This window comes from Neoaquamicrobium sediminum, from assembly GCF_013240295.1.
Classification (GTDB): domain Bacteria; phylum Pseudomonadota; class Alphaproteobacteria; order Rhizobiales; family Rhizobiaceae; genus Aerobium; species Aerobium sediminum.
This window is the reverse complement of the sequence record NZ_JABETK010000001.1, coordinates 687,222-701,325: the sequence shown is the minus strand read 5'-3', so window position 1 is coordinate 701,325 and position 14,104 is coordinate 687,222. Positions and strand designations below refer to the sequence as shown.

The 14,104-nt window shown below is 64.0% G+C and carries 10 protein-coding genes and 4 pseudogenes; 11 read left to right on the top strand and 3 right to left on the bottom strand.

Features of this window, described 5'->3' with window-relative positions:
- Window positions 1–11 precede the first annotated feature (11 nt).
- A complete protein-coding gene (locus HK436_RS32830) occupies window positions 12–260 on the bottom strand; it encodes a hypothetical protein (protein WP_312860476.1) in 249 nt (82 codons plus the stop codon).
- Window positions 179–655 carry a TetR/AcrR family transcriptional regulator gene (locus HK436_RS03350; protein ID WP_312860475.1) on the bottom strand — a complete coding sequence of 159 codons (477 nt, stop codon included), beginning with the start codon at window positions 653–655 and terminating at the stop codon, window positions 179–181. Before HK436_RS03350 ends, HK436_RS32830 begins: the two co-directional genes overlap by 82 nt.
- A gap of 93 nt (window positions 656–748) precedes the next feature.
- Between HK436_RS03350 and HK436_RS03345 the strand changes: the two genes are divergently transcribed.
- From HK436_RS03345 to HK436_RS03295, 11 genes and pseudogenes are all read left to right on the top strand, one after another.
- Window positions 749–1,588: a Rossmann-fold NAD(P)-binding domain-containing protein gene (locus HK436_RS03345; RefSeq protein ID WP_173187335.1), complete on the top strand. Its 840-nt coding sequence runs from the start codon at window positions 749–751 to the stop codon at window positions 1,586–1,588.
- Window positions 1,589–1,593: 5 nt separating this feature from the next.
- Window positions 1,594–2,079, top strand: a complete 486-nt coding sequence (locus tag HK436_RS03340; protein WP_173187333.1) for an anthrone oxygenase family protein — start codon at window positions 1,594–1,596, stop codon at window positions 2,077–2,079.
- 103 nt (window positions 2,080–2,182) lie between these two features.
- Window positions 2,183–2,827, top strand: a complete 645-nt coding sequence (locus HK436_RS03335) for a CatB-related O-acetyltransferase (protein ID WP_173187331.1) — start codon at window positions 2,183–2,185, stop codon at window positions 2,825–2,827.
- Between the two features lie 11 nt (window positions 2,828–2,838).
- Window positions 2,839–3,494, top strand: a pseudogene (yihA, locus tag HK436_RS03330) (ribosome biogenesis GTP-binding protein YihA/YsxC).
- Window positions 3,495–3,642: 148 nt separating this feature from the next.
- Window positions 3,643–4,680: a BMP family protein gene (locus HK436_RS03325; RefSeq protein WP_173187329.1), complete on the top strand. Its 1,038-nt coding sequence runs from the start codon at window positions 3,643–3,645 to the stop codon at window positions 4,678–4,680.
- 229 nt (window positions 4,681–4,909) lie between these two features.
- Window positions 4,910–6,439 (top strand): ABC transporter ATP-binding protein, encoded by a 1,530-nt coding sequence (locus HK436_RS03320; protein ID WP_173187327.1) that lies wholly within the window; start codon window positions 4,910–4,912, stop codon window positions 6,437–6,439.
- On the top strand, window positions 6,429–7,478 hold the full coding sequence (locus tag HK436_RS03315; RefSeq protein ID WP_173187325.1) for an ABC transporter permease: 1,050 nt from the start codon (window positions 6,429–6,431) through the stop codon (window positions 7,476–7,478). Before HK436_RS03320 ends, HK436_RS03315 begins: the two co-directional genes overlap by 11 nt.
- Window positions 7,479–7,692: 214 nt before the next feature.
- A pseudogene (locus HK436_RS03310) lies at window positions 7,693–8,639 on the top strand (ABC transporter permease).
- A pseudogene (locus HK436_RS03305) lies at window positions 8,636–9,926 on the top strand (amidohydrolase family protein). Before HK436_RS03310 ends, HK436_RS03305 begins: the two co-directional pseudogenes overlap by 4 nt.
- Window positions 9,927–10,043: 117 nt before the next feature.
- The gene (eutH, locus tag HK436_RS03300) at window positions 10,044–11,279 is read left to right on the top strand and encodes an ethanolamine utilization protein EutH (RefSeq protein WP_173187323.1); all 1,236 of its coding nucleotides are present in this window, start codon (window positions 10,044–10,046) and stop codon (window positions 11,277–11,279) included.
- A 106-nt stretch (window positions 11,280–11,385) separates the two neighbouring features.
- Window positions 11,386–11,649, top strand: coding sequence for a hypothetical protein (locus tag HK436_RS03295; protein ID WP_173187321.1), 264 nt, complete (start codon window positions 11,386–11,388; stop codon window positions 11,647–11,649).
- Between the two features lies 1 nt (window position 11,650).
- Here HK436_RS03295 and HK436_RS03290 read toward each other — a convergent pair.
- Window positions 11,651–14,103: pseudogene (locus tag HK436_RS03290) on the bottom strand (GcvT family protein).
- Window position 14,104: the final 1 nt, after the last annotated feature.

Sequence of the window (14,104 nt, the reverse complement as noted above, 5' to 3'; positions counted from 1 at the left end):
TTCGATGCCAGTCAGAGCGCGGCCAGTTCCCGGTCCGCCATCCGCTTGAAACCATCGACAATCGTGCGCCCTTCATCGGGCGGCAGTTGCAACGCTATGCGCATCGTTGCCTCGCCAAGATGCATGATCAGTAAGGCAGAGGTTGAGACCGTCTCGGCGTCGGCATCGGGCTTGAGCGTCATGATGGCTTCGGCGAGCAGCGCACCGTTACGACGGCTTTCGGCGAGTTCCAGCGCGGCCAGCGACTTGTCGGTCTGCATCGCCCCCAGATGTCCCGCATGACCGGTTCGGCGAGGAAGATCGCGTAGTACTCGTCGATCAAATCGGCGAACGAGCTGCGCAAGGCCCTCATTTCCCGCGCGCCTGCCAGCCCGTCCTCGATGCACTGGCGGCTTTCCGCATGAGTGCGCTCCGCCAGCACCCGCACGATCGATGCCTTGTCTGGGAAGAACTGGTAGAGCGAGCCGATCGGAACCCCGGCGCGGGCGGCGATGTCGCTCATCTTCATGGCATCGCTGCCGCCTTGCGTAATCAGCTCTTTTGCCGCCTCCAGCATGCGCTCGTAGCGCTCGCGGCTGCGCTTCTGTACCGGCTCGCGGCGCGGCGCGGGCGCCTCGGTCGCGGCGCTATTCTCCGACAGTCGGCCATCTATCATGAGTAGTCCTCATATTCTGCTTGACGCCCATAATACGAGGATGTATCACGTTTGCAAATGCGAGCAATACTCATATTTTGAAGGAGAGATCAAATGAGTGGCATCAATGCAGGCAGCGGTCCGGTTCTGTTGATCGGGGGAAGGGGCAAGACGGGCAGTCGCGTGGCCGACGCTCTGGAGGCTAAGGGGATAGCGGTCCGACTGGGCTCCCGATCCGCCACGCCGTCTTTCGACTGGCACGACGCGAGCACGTGGCCTGCGGCAATGGAGGGCGCAAGCGCGGCCTACATTACCTATTATCCAGACGTCACCGTTCCCGGCGCCGTTGAGGCAATCGAAGCTTTCGTCCGGCTTGCGCTTGATAGCGGCCTGCGTCGTCTTGTCTTGCTGTCGGGTCGTGGTGAAGAGGAGGCGATCCGTGCCGAACAGGTGCTCATAGGCTCCGGAGCGGACTGGACGGTGGTTCGTGCATCGTGGTTCATGCAGAACTTCAGCGAAAGCTTCCTCGCAGAGGGCGTCGTTTCGGGGGAAGTTGTCTTCGCCGCCGATGCTGTGCGCGAGCCCTTTGTCGATGTCGAGGATATCGCCGACGTGGTCGTGGAAGCGCTCATCGGTGACGGCCACGTGGGGCAGATCTACGAAGTAACCGGCCCGCGCCTCATAACATTTGCAGAGGCTGTTGGGGAAATCGCGGAAGTGACGGGGCAGCAGATCCGCTACGTTCCACTCAGTGTCGATGACTATGCGGAGGGCCTCAGACAGGCAGGCGTCCCGGACGAATATATCGATCTGCTGGTGATGCTCACCCGCGAGGTTCTAGACGGCCGTAACGAGAGCCTGTCCGACGGTGTACGCCGGGCGCTCGGCCGCGAACCGCGCGACTTCCGCGACTATGCGCGTGCCGCTGCGGCATCCGGCGTCTGGAAAGGATGAGTGCCATGAGCCCGATCATCTATTCGACCACGGTGGCCGCCGCGCTCGGCGCGGGCCTGATGGGCGGTTTCTTCTTCGCATTCTCCAATCTCGTCATGCCTTCGCTGCGGCGGCTAACGCCGCAGGCCGGCATCGAGGCTATGCAGGTCATCAACGAGGTCGTGCTGAACCCGATCTTCTTTCTCGGCTTCTTTGGCACGGCGCTTCTGGCGTTGGTTCTGGTAGCTTTCGCGGCCATGAACTTTGCCGGGCTTGGCATGCCCTGGCTGCTTGCCGCAGGCATAGCTTATCTGGCCGGGGTGATCCTGGTCACCGTGCTCTTCAACGTGCCGATGAACAACGCCCTGGCTGCGGTCGATCCGTCGAGCGCTGCCGGCGCAGCCTTGTGGGCCGACTATCTCGATCGCTGGACGATGTGGAACCATGTCCGCACGGTCGGTGGATTGGTTTCCAGCGGCGCCTTCATCCTCGCCGTAAGGGCCGCCGCATGACGAAACGCAAGGCGCGGTAGCCCTCTTTGTCGCCGTGCCTTGCCCTCGGACTGGTCGCGATGGATTATTGCTCTGCGATCTGCAGCAGGATTGGAGAGCGTCCATGGAAGGAAGTGGCCCAAGACCCGAGATCAAGCATCCCATCCCGATGCACCCGCGCGTCGGCTTTCTCAAGCCACTCATCAATCGGCCCAATATCGAGATCGGAGACTTCACCTACTACGACGATCCCGACGGGCCCGACGCCTTTGCCGAGAAGTGCGTATTGCATCATTACGAGTTCATCGGCGACAGGCTGGTGATCGGTAAGTTCACGGCGATTGCCGAAGGGGCACGCTTCATCATGAATGGCGCCAACCATGCCATGTCCGGCTTTTCCACCTATCCGTTCAACATCTTCGGCGCAGGCTGGGAAGAGGGGTTCGACGAGACGACATGGGAGCGCGAGCTGCGCGGCGATACGGTGATCGGCAACGATGTGTGGATCGGCATGGAGGCGGTGGTGATGCCGGGTGTGACAATCGGCGACGGCGCCATCGTTGCGGCGCGTTCGGTGGTCACGCACGATGTGCCGCCCTACGCTATTGCCGCCGGCAATGCGGCGCGCGTCGTCAAGATGCGCTTCGACAAGCAGACGGTCCGCCGCCTTCTCGCTGTCGCGTGGTGGGATTGGCCGGTTGACAAGATCACCCGCAACCTTGATGCCATCCGCGGCGCCGACATCGATCGGCTCGAACGGTCGGCATGAGGGAACCCGCGATGACGAATGATGCTGAGGACGCGACGCGCGACCTGTTCTCGCGCCCATGGGTTTTCATCCGCGGCGTTCCCTCGATGAAGTTTCTGCCACCGGAAGGGCCGGCGGAGATCGCGTTTGCTGGCCGGTCGAATGTCGGCAAGTCCTCGCTCATCAATGCGCTCGTCAGCAAGAAGGGCCTCGCGCGTACATCGAACACGCCAGGCCGTACCCAGGAACTCAACTATTTCGTGCCCGACGGCTTCTCCGGAGAGAAGGGAGACCTGCCGCCAATGGCGCTGGTCGACATGCCCGGCTACGGCTACGCCAAGGCGCCCAAGGCACAGGTGGATGCCTGGACCAAGCTCGTCTTCGACTATCTGAAGGGGCGAGTGACGCTGAAGCGCGTCTATCTGCTGATCGACGCGCGCCACGGTGTCAAGAAGAACGACGAGGAGGTCATGGACCTGCTCGACAAGGCCGCCGTGTCCTATCAGATCGTCTTGACCAAGGCGGACAAGATCAAGGCGGCCGGCGTGCCGCGCCTCATAGAGGAGACGGCCGCGAAAGTGCGCAAGCGGCCCGCGGCCTACCCGCGATCATCGCGACGTCGTCGGAAAAGGGCGAGGGGATGGACGAGTTGCGTGCGGCCATAGCGCTTGCGGTGGCAGGAGGCTGAGATGTTGCGGGGGATATGCCCCTTCATCCAAGATTCTGCTGCAAAACAAGGCAGCTTGATTGCCGGGCCCATAAAATTCGCATAGCTTTGACCAAACGATAAAAAGACGGGATTCCAACAGAGTTTCGCGCCAGCCAGAGGTGGTTCAATGCCCAGCTTTTCAAACACGTCCAGAACTTTGCCAGTTTCGCGCCGCGCCCTGCTCAAAACCGCGGGTGCGGGTGCCGCGCTCGGTCTCGCCGGCACCTTGCCGTCGCGGCTTTTCGCGCAGGAGCCGCTCAAGGTCGCTGCCGTCTACACCGTGCCGACGGAGCAGCAGTGGGTGAGCCGCATTCACCTTGCGGCCAATGCCGCCAAGGACCGCGGCGACATCGAATATGTCTATTCGGAAAACACAGCCAACAACGACTATGAGCGCGTCATGCGCGAATATTGCGAGGCCGGCCAGAAGCTCATCCTTGGCGAGGTGTTCGGTGTCGAGGATGCGGCGCGCGACGTTGCCCGCGACTATCCGGACGTCGCCTTCCTGATGGGCTCCAGCTTCAAGGAAGACCCATCGGTGCCGAACTTCGCGCCGTTCGACAACTACATCCAGGATGCGTCCTACCTGACCGGGCTGATCGCGGGCGCCATGTCGCAGACCAAGAATTTCGGCATGGTCGGCGGCTACCCGATACCGGAGGTCAACCGGCTGATGCATGCCTTCATGGCCGGTGTGCGCGAGGTGGCGGCCGACGCGAAGTTCCAGGTCGCCTTCATCGGTTCGTGGTTCGACCCGCCGAAAGCTAAGGAAACCGCCTTCGCCCAGATCGATGCCGGCGCGGATGTCATGTATGCCGAGCGCTTCGGCGTATCGGATGCCGCACAGGAGCGCGGTATCCTTGCCATCGGCAATGTCATCGATACCCAGGCCGATTATCCGGAGACGGTTGTGGCTTCGGCGATCTGGCATTTCGAGCCGACGCTCGACAAGGCGATCGAACAGGTCAAGGCTGGCAGCTTCACCGCGGCCGATTACGGGGTCTATTCCTTCATGAAGGAGGGTGGCTGCTCGCTCGCACCGCTCGGTACGTTCGAAGGCAAGGTGCCCGCCGAAGTGAAGGCGCTGGTGGCGGAGAAGGAAGCCGCCATCAAGGATGGAAGTTTCACGGTCGAGATCAACGACGAAGAGCCGAAATCGAGCTAGGCACCCGTTCTTCTCCTCGCTTGAAGAGAGCCTACCCGTGGCGCACACGATGATACCGCTTGGCGATGCTGACCGGTGTCATGGTGCGTCCTTCGAGGCTCGCTGCGCTCGCACCTCAGGATGAGGGATGCTAATGCACGACGCACCTCATCCTGAGGTGCGAGCGCAGCGAGCCTCGAAGGACGCACCTCGTCGATAACCGGCAGTTGGACTCTCTTGGTTTGGCTTCATGACCGCACCCGCCCTCCGCATTTCCGGGATCACCAAGCGCTTCGGGTCGCTCGTCGCCAACGATGCGATCTCGCTCGAGCTTGGGCAGGGCGAGGTGGTGGCCTTGCTTGGTGAGAACGGCGCGGGCAAGACGACTCTCATGAACATCCTCTTCGGCCACTATGTCGCCGATGAGGGTACGGTGGAGGTGTTCGGCGAGGCATTGCCGCCCGGTGACCCGCGTGCGGCACTGGCTGCCGGCATCGGGATGGTGCACCAGCATTTCACGCTGGCCGACAATATGAGCGTGCTCGAAAACATCGTGCTGGGAACGCAGAGCCCGTGGTCGTTGCGGCTGGATCGTGCGCAGGCCCGGGCGCGCATCCGCGAGCTCTCGCGCGATTTCGGCCTCGCGGTCGAGCCTGACAGGCAGGTCGCGGCATTGTCTGTTGGCGAACGCCAGCGCGTCGAGATCCTCAAGGCGCTCTATCGCGACGCCCGGATACTGATCCTCGACGAACCGACGGCGGTGCTGACGCCGGGCGAGACCGACGCCCTTTTCGCGACGCTGAAGATGCTTGTCGCCAAGGGGCTTTCGATTATCTTCATCTCGCACAAGCTCCACGAGGTTATGGCCGTCAGCGACCGGGTGCTGGTTCTGCGCGCCGGGCGCATCGCCGGGGAACGGACCACGCGCGACACGACTCGGCAGGAATTGGCCGCGCTGATGGTCGGAGAGGAGGTCCAGGCGCCGGCCGTTGCGCCGGTATCCCGGGGCCGGGCGTTGCTAACGCTCGACAATGTCTCCACAGCGCCGCTGGGCGGCGGCAGCCGGCTGGATGGCGTGTCGTTCGCGCTGCACGAGGGCGTCATCACCGGGCTCGCCGGTGTGTCCGGCAACGGACAGGCAGCGCTTGCCGCACTTCTCGCCGGCACAGCCGTTCCGGCAGATGGCGTCATGATGATCGATGCAGAAGCGATCACAAACTGGTCGCCGCGTACAGCACTTGCAAAAGGCGTCGCGCGCATTCCCGAGGACCGTCACGCCGTCGGAACGATCGCCGATATGAGTGTGACCGAAAACGTCATCTCCGAACGCTACCGCTCCGAGCGTTTCAGCAGTCGCGGCCTTGTCGACTGGAAATCGGCGCGCGGCTTCGCCGAGGCTCTCATCCGCGACTACGACGTGAAATGCCCGTCACCCGACACGCGTATCCGCCTGCTGTCGGGAGGCAATATCCAGAAGCTTATCCTGGGCCGTGCGTTGGACCCCGAGCCGAAAATCATCCTTGCCAACCAGCCGACGCGGGGCCTCGATGTAGGTGCTATCGCCTACGTGCATGGGAGGTTGCTGGAAGCGCGGGCGAGGGGTGCTGCGATCCTGCTGATCTCGGAGGACCTCGATGAGATCATGGCCCTGTCCGACGAGGTGAGGGTGATGTTTCGCGGCAGCATTTCAGCCCCCTCGCAACGCGGCGAACGCTCCATAAGCGAGCTTGGCGAACTGATGGCTGGCCACGGAGCGGAGGCGGCGCATCATGCGGCTTGAAGCCAAGCCTGCGCCGACGCTCGCCGTCACGTTGCTGTTTCCGCTCGGCGCCGTTGTCGTGACGTTCGTTTTGTCGTCGCTGCTGGTGCTGGCCGCCGGCGCATCGCCGTTCTCGGTGTTCGGCCTCGTGGTCAAGGGGGCGGCGGGCTCGCCCTTCGCGCTCGTCGAGACACTGACGCGGGCGACGCCGCTGATCTTTACCGGCCTTGCCGTTGCCGTCGCCTTTCGAGCCAAGCTCTGGAACATAGGTGCTGAAGCGCAGCTCTATGCGGGCGCCGTCATCACCGTGGTCTTGGGAACTGGCGCGCTGCCGCTTCCCGCGCTCGTGCTTCTCCCGCTTCTGATGATCGTCTCCGTGGCTGCCGGCGGGCTGCTGCTGCTTGGACCGGCGATACTCAAGACCCGCTTCGGCGTCGACGAGGTGGTGACAACGCTGCTGCTCAACTTCATCATGTTGCTGTTTGTCTCCATGCTGCTCGAAGGCGTGCTGAAGGACCCGATGGGTCTCGGCTGGCCGCAGTCCCAGAGGGTCGTCGCGGAGGCTCGGCTGCCGCGTCTGGTTCAGGGCTGGCGGCTCCATGCCGGCTTCCTGATCGCCGTTCTTGCCGCCGTCGCCGTCTGGGTCGTCATGAAGAAGACGACGCTCGGCTATGAGATGCGCGCCGTTGGGCAGAACGCCGAGGCCGCGCGTTTTGCCGGCATCCCCGTCAACGGGGTGCTGATGAAGACCGCGCTTCTGTCCGGTGGGCTGGCGGCTCTCGCCGGTTTTTCCGAGGTCGCCGGCCTCAAGGGTAACCTGACGCTCGATCTGTCGCCGGGCTTCGGCTACACGGGCATCGTCGTTGCCATGCTCGCCATGCTCAATCCGCTCGGCGTGGTGCTGGCGGCGATCTTCGTCGCAGGCATCTTCGTCGGCGCCGACGCCATGAGCCGTACGGCCGGCGTGCCGTCCTACATCGCCGAGGTGATGGTTGCGACCGCGCTGCTGACCATGGTCGTCGCGATCATGCTGACGCGGTTCCGGGTGAGGTGGAGATGAGGCGAATGTTGGCGCTCTACGTTGCCCCCTCTGTCCTGCCGGACATCTCCCCCACGGGTGGGGAGAGCGGCCGACCGTTCGGTTTTCGCCAATCGCCGGAATTGCAGAAGGAGCGATGGGCGTGAAGCTGCCGATCTCCCCCTTGTGGGGGAGATGTCCGGCAGGACAGAGGGGGCGCGAAGGAGCGCGGGCCTATCCACAACGGAGACGCCCCGTGATCGAAGCCTTCGAGATCCTTTTCACCGCGTCTTTCTGGGTCGCCGCGATCCGCATTGCCTCACCGCTGATCTTCGCCACCATGGGGGAGCTGATTTGCGAACGGGCCGGCGTACTCAATCTCGGTATCGAGGGCATCATCATGGTCGTCGGCGCCTTCGCCGGCTGGCTCACGGTGTATATGGGGGCGATTTGTGGTTCGGCGTGGCGGTCGCGGCACTTGCGGGCGCTGCCTTCGGCCTGCTTCACGCGACGCTGACCGTACCGCTGGGCCTGTCGCAGCATGTCGTCGGCATCGGCATCACGCTGCTCGCCACCAGCCTCACTTATTTCACCTACCGGATCGTGCTGCCGGAAGTGACGTCGCCGCCGCGCATCGAGCCTTTCCAGCCACTGCCGGTGCCGTTGCTTTCCGACATTCCCGTCGTGGGGCCAGCGCTTTTCAACCAGACGCCGCTGACCTACCTGGCCTTCGCAACCGTCGCGGTGGTCGCCTGGGTGCTCTATCGCACGCCGCTGGGGCTCGCCGTGCGCGCCGCGGGCGAGAATCCGTCCGCCGTCGAGGCGCAGGGCATCAGCGTCAATGCGGTGCGTATGGGCGCGGTGATGGTGGGCAGCGCGCTCATGGCGATCGGCGGCGCGTTTCTGACGATGTCGGCCTTTAACTCGTTCTTCTTCGAGATGATCAACGGGCGCGGCTGGATCTGCATTGCCCTTGTCGTGTTCGGCTCGTGGCGGCCCGGCAAGGCGCTGCTGGGTGCGATCCTGTTCGCGGCCTTCGACGCCTATCAGGTACGGCTCCAGCAGCTCACCGGCGGTGTCGTGCCCTACCAGCTCTTCCTGATGATGCCGTTCGTGCTGTCGATCCTTGCCCTCGTCGTCATGTCGCGGCGCGCGGCCTACCCGAAGGCGCTGATGATCCCCTACCAGAAAGGCGAGAGATGAGTTTCGACCTGATCGTGAAGGGCGGCACCCTGCCATCCGGCGAGTCTGCCGACATAGCCATTTCCGGAGATCGGATCGCGGCAATCGAACCGCGCATCGAGGCTGAGGCAGGCCGCATGGTGGACGCATCCGGCTGCCTCGTCTCGCCACCCTTCGTCGACCCGCATTTCCACATGGATGCGACGCTCTCTCCTACGCATCCCGCGCATCAACGCGTCGGGCACGCTGCTTGAGGGCATCGCGCTCTGGGGCGAGCTGAAGCCGCTGCTGACGCATGAAGCGGTGAAAGCGCGCGCGCTTGCCTATTGCGACTGGGCCGTCTCCATGGGGCTGCTTGCGATCCGCACCCACGTCGATGTCTGCGACGACAGGCTGCTTGCCGTCGAGGCCTTGCTGGAAGTCAGGCGCGAGGTCGCGCCCTATATCGACCTGCAACTTGTCGCGTTCCCGCAGGATGGCTATTTCCGCGATCCGACCGCGAAGACCAACACCGTCCGCGCGCTGGACTTGGGCGTCGATGTCGTCGGCGGCATCCCGCATTTCGAGCGCACCATGGACGATGGCCGCCGCTCGGTGACGGAGCTGTGCGAGATGGCCGCCGAGCGCGGTCTGATGGTCGACATGCACTGCGACGAGACCGATGACCCGCTGTCCCGCCACATCGAGCAGCTCGCTTACGAGACCCAGCGCCTCGGCCTGCATGGCAGGGTGGCGGGTTCGCACCTGACTTCCATGCACTCGATGGACAATTATTATGTCTCGAAGCTGCTGCCGCTGATCGCGGAGGCACAGGTCGCCGCCATTCCCAACCCGCTCATCAACATCATGCTGCAGGGCCGGCATGACACCTTCCCCAAGCGGCGGGGCCTCACGCGTGTGAAGGAAATGCTGGCGCATGGCATCCGCGTCGGCTTCGGACAGGATTGCGTTCTCGACCCCTGGTATTCGCTCGGCACCGCCGACATGCTCGACGTCGCCTTCATGGGCTTGCACGTCGCCCAGATGTCGCATCCCGACGAGATGCGCCGCTGCTTCGACATGGTGACGACGGAAAGCGCCGGCATCATGGGCCTCGATGGTTACGGCCTCGCGATCGGCAACAAGGCGAGCCTCGTCGTGCTCGACGCCGGCAACCCGGTGGAAGCGATCCGCCTGCGCGCCGACCGGCTTTGGGTCGTCGCCAAGGGCAAGGTGGTCGCCGAACGCGAGAGGCGCCACATGGCCCTGGCACTGCCCGGCCGGCCAGCGAGCATTCATCGCCGTCACGAAACGCCCCGTAGCCGGTAGATCGATCGGGGCGGACGTTTCCGGTCAGGGCCGCATTTCCGCGCCGCTTCCCATCGGGCTTCCCCTGCGGCATCATTCGCCCGCCTGCGAGAGTCGCGGGCAGGGGGAGGAGGACACATGGCTGCCATCGGAACGATCGTCATCTACATCATCATGGCATGCGCCGTCGCCGGCGCGATTGCCTCGATCAGGAATGCGGAAGAGGGGCTGGGCAAGGAGTTCCGCGAAGGCATCTATGCGATAGGCCCGATCTTCATTCCGGTGGCCGGCATCATGGCGGCTATCCCGTATCTGTCGGAGTTCGTGCGCGTGCTGGTGGGGCCGCTGTTTTCCGCGATCGGCGCCGATCCGGCAATCGCCGCAACCACCATCATCGCCGTTGACATGGGCGGCTACCAGCTCGCCGACGCGCTGGCGCAAACGCGCGACGGCTGGATCATGGCGGCGGTGGTCGGCTACATGGCTGGCGCCACCATCATCTTCTCCATTCCCGTCGGACTGGCGATGCTGGAGAAACGCGATCACAAATACATGGCGCTTGGCATCATGTCGGGCATCCTCAGCGTGCCCATCGGCGTTTTTATCACCTGCGCGCTGCTTGCGGTTTCAGGGCTCGAGGTGCGCCCGGTCGTTGCGACCGCCGACCCCGAAACCATGCACGCCATCGGCCTCACCTTCGGCGCGATCTTCGCCAACCTGCTGCCGCTGATCGTGTTCTGCGTGGCGATCGCGCTCGGCCTGCGCTTCGCGCCCGATGCGATGATCGCCGGGTTCCTCTGGTTCGGCCGCATCATGTATGCCGGGATCACGCTGGTGCTGGTCTTCTCCATCGTCGAATATTTCACCGGCTTCTTCACCAACGTGTTTGGGGGCTGGGGCTTCGACCCGATCATCGCCGACGAGGCCGACCAGTTTCGTGCGCTGGAGATCGCCGGCTATATCGGCATCATGCTCGCGGGCGCCTTCCCGATGGTTTACCTGCTGACCAAATATCTTGCGACGCCGATGGAGGCGCTTGGCAAGCGCATTGGTGTTGAGGCGCAAGGTGCGGCGGGACTGCTGGCGGCCTGCGCGAATATCCTGGCGATGTACCGGCTGGTCGGCTCCATGCGTCCCCGGGACAAGGTGCTGGCGATTGCCTTTGCCGTATGCGCGGCGTTCATGTTCGGCGACCATCTGGCATTCTCGGCCAATTTCCAGCCCGCCACGATCCTGCCGCTGATACTCGGCAAGCTCGGCGGCGGCATTGCAGGTTTCGCCATCGCGTTGTGGCTGTCGGTGCCCAAGGCCGTCGAACTGGCCGCCAGAGAGCCGGCCATGGCGGGGCCAGAGCCTGTAGTTGTAACAGGCTAACTGATCAGGCTGCGGCGGCGTGGCAGGAATCTGTTGAGCCGCCCCTTGCCAAAGTGGACTGTCGCGCTCAATTTTGTTGCATCATCCCGGATGTCGCGAGGACACCATGAAGCCGATCGTTCCGACCCTGATTGCCTTGGCCGTGCTGGCAGGCTGCACCACGATGACACCTGAGGAGCGCCGCGCGGCGGATGAGGAGACATGCGGCGAATACGGATTCCGCAACGGCAGCGAGGCATTCGCCGAGTGCTTGCAGCGCATCGAGCTCGACAGGCGCGCCGAGCGCCGCGCCAACATGGCTTCGTTCGAATTCAGCCGGCCGATGGTGGTTTATAGACCGGTTCCGGTTCCGGTGCCGCCGTCGAACTAGCTCACGCCTTCACGCGGCTGGCAGACGGATCGTAGAGCGGTTCGAGATGAATCTCGGTCGGCACGTTTTCCATGGCCACGACCAGCTCGTAGCGGCCTGACCGGAGGAAGTCTTCGGAAACACCTTCCGCCTTGCGGACATAGCCGTAACCGATGCCCTTGCCGACCGTGTAGCCGTGGCCACCGGAGGTCAGGTAGCCGACCGGCTCTCCGTCGCGCAGGATAGTTTCGCGCCCCAGCAGCACGACGTCGGGATCGTCCACCGTGAAGCAGGCCAACCGCTTGCCGAGAGGCTTCGCAGCCACCTCTTCGGTGGCCTTGCGGCCGAGGAAATCGATGTCCTTCTTCAGCTTCACCGCCCACCCGAGCCCCGCCTCGAACGGCGAGTCGTTGGGAGTGATGTCGGAACCCCAGGCGCGGTAGCCTTTCTCCAGCCGCAGCGATTCCAGCGCGCGGTAGCCGACCGGCTTTATCTCGAACGGCTTGCCTGCCTCCACAAGCGCGTCGAAAACCTCGCCGGTGGCGGCAATGGGAACATGAAGCTCCCAGCCGAGCTCGCCGACATAGGTGACTCGCAGTGCGCGAACGGTGTGGCCGGCGATCGCGATCTCGCGGACATGGCCAAACGGAAAGCCTGCGTTGGAGACGTCGGCATCCGTGATCGCCGCAAGCACGTTGCGTGCCTCCGGTCCCATCAGCGACAGCGTTCCGAAATCTTCGGTCACGTCCAGCAGCTTGGCGTGGCGGCCCGCCTCGATGTGGTCCTCGATCCAGCCGAAATCGTGGGTACGGAAGCCGGTGCCGGTGACGATGTAGAACCGGTCTTCGGCAAGCCGCGCCACCGTCAGGTCCGCCTCGATGCCGCCGCGGGTGTTGAGCAACTGCGTATAGGTGAGGCGCCCCGCCGGCTTCGACACGTCGTTGGCACAGATCCAGTCGAGCGCCTTTTGCGCGTCGGCGCCGGTCAGTTCGTATTTGGCGAAGGACGATTGGTCGAAGATACCGACCTTCTCGCGCACGTGGCGATGCTCTTCGCCAACGGCGTCGAACCAGTTCTGCCGGGCCATCGAGTATTCGTCACGCGCGCCGGGTTTTGTCGAGAACCAGTTGGGTCGTTCCCAGCCGAGCTTGGAACCGAAGACCGCGCCATGCGTCGTCAGGCGCTCGTAGAGCGGCGACACGATGCGGGGGCGGCCGCTTTCATATTCCTCGTGAGGGAAGGCGACGGTGTAATGCTTGCCATAGGCTTCCAGCGTGCGCGCGCAGACCCAGTCGCGATCCTTGTGCAGGCCGGAGAAGCGGCGGATGTCGACCGTCCACAGGTCGAGCGGCGCTTCGCCGTCAATCGCCCACTGCGCCAGAACCCAGCCCGCGCCGCCGCCGGACGCGATGCCGAAGGCGTTGAAACCCGCCCCGACGAACATGTTGGCGCATTCGGGTGCGGTGCCGAGGATGAAGTTGCCGTCGGGCGTGAAACTCTCCGGGCCGTTGATCATCTGCTTGACGCCGACGGTTTCGAGTGCGGGAACGCGCGCGATCGCCTGTATCATATGCTGCTCGAAATGGTCGAAATCGTCGTCGAACAGCCGGAACTCCCAGTCGTCCGGCACGTCCCCGCCAGGGAGGTTCGTTTCCCATGCCTGCGAGTCGGGCTCGTAGCCGCCCATCACCAACCCGCCGACCTCCTCCTTGAAATAGGTGCGACGGTCCGGGTCGCGGATCGTCGGCGCGTCGGCCGAAAGCCCGTCGATCGCCTCGGTGATGATGTACTGGTGCTTCACCGGCTGCAGGGGCACGTTGATGCCGGCCATCGCACCCACCTGCCGGGCCCATTGTCCTGCGCAGTTGATCACCTTTTCGCAGCCGATGTCGCCCTGCGTCGTCTTCACCTTCACGATGCGCTTGCCGTCCATCTCGAAACCGGTGACGCGCACGTCCTCGAACAGTTTCGCGCCGTGCATGCGCGCGCCCTTAGCAAGCGATTGGGTAATGTCGGACGGGCTCGCCTGGCCATCGGTCGGCAGCCATGACGCGCCGACGAGGTCGCTGGTGTCCATCAGCGGCCACATGCGCTTGACCTCGTCCGGCGAGACGAGGTGCATATCCATGCCGAAGCTCCTGGCCGTCGTCGCAAGCCGGCGGAACTCCGTCCAGCGGTCCTGATTGGTGGCAAGGCGCAGGCAGCCCCCGTCATCTTCCAGCCTGTGGCAAGGCCCGTCTCAGCCTCCAGACCTTTGTAGAGGTCGACCGAATATTTCAGCACCCGCGTGATCGAGGCTGACGAACGCAGTTGCCCGACGAGGCCGGCCGCATGCCAGGTCGAACCCGAGGTGAGCTTGCCCTGCTCCAGCAGCACCACATCGGCCTTGTGGTCGCGAGCCAGGTGATAGGCGGTGGAGCAGCCGATGATACCGCCGCCGATGACGACGATCTGGGCGTGTGATGGCAGGCTCATG

Coding starts and splice junctions, on each gene's coding strand:
- HK436_RS32830 (WP_312860476.1), bottom strand. CDS start 260: ATGCAGACCGACAAGTCGCTGGCCGCGCTGGAACTCGCCGAAAGCCGT.
- HK436_RS03350 (WP_312860475.1), bottom strand. CDS start 655: ATGATAGATGGCCGACTGTCGGAGAATAGCGCCGCGACCGAGGCGCCC.
- HK436_RS03345 (WP_173187335.1), top strand. CDS start 749: ATGAGTGGCATCAATGCAGGCAGCGGTCCGGTTCTGTTGATCGGGGGA.
- HK436_RS03340 (WP_173187333.1), top strand. CDS start 1,594: ATGAGCCCGATCATCTATTCGACCACGGTGGCCGCCGCGCTCGGCGCG.
- HK436_RS03335 (WP_173187331.1), top strand. CDS start 2,183: ATGGAAGGAAGTGGCCCAAGACCCGAGATCAAGCATCCCATCCCGATG.
- HK436_RS03325 (WP_173187329.1), top strand. CDS start 3,643: ATGCCCAGCTTTTCAAACACGTCCAGAACTTTGCCAGTTTCGCGCCGC.
- HK436_RS03320 (WP_173187327.1), top strand. CDS start 4,910: ATGACCGCACCCGCCCTCCGCATTTCCGGGATCACCAAGCGCTTCGGG.
- HK436_RS03315 (WP_173187325.1), top strand. CDS start 6,429: ATGCGGCTTGAAGCCAAGCCTGCGCCGACGCTCGCCGTCACGTTGCTG.
- eutH (WP_173187323.1), top strand. CDS start 10,044: ATGGCTGCCATCGGAACGATCGTCATCTACATCATCATGGCATGCGCC.
- HK436_RS03295 (WP_173187321.1), top strand. CDS start 11,386: ATGAAGCCGATCGTTCCGACCCTGATTGCCTTGGCCGTGCTGGCAGGC.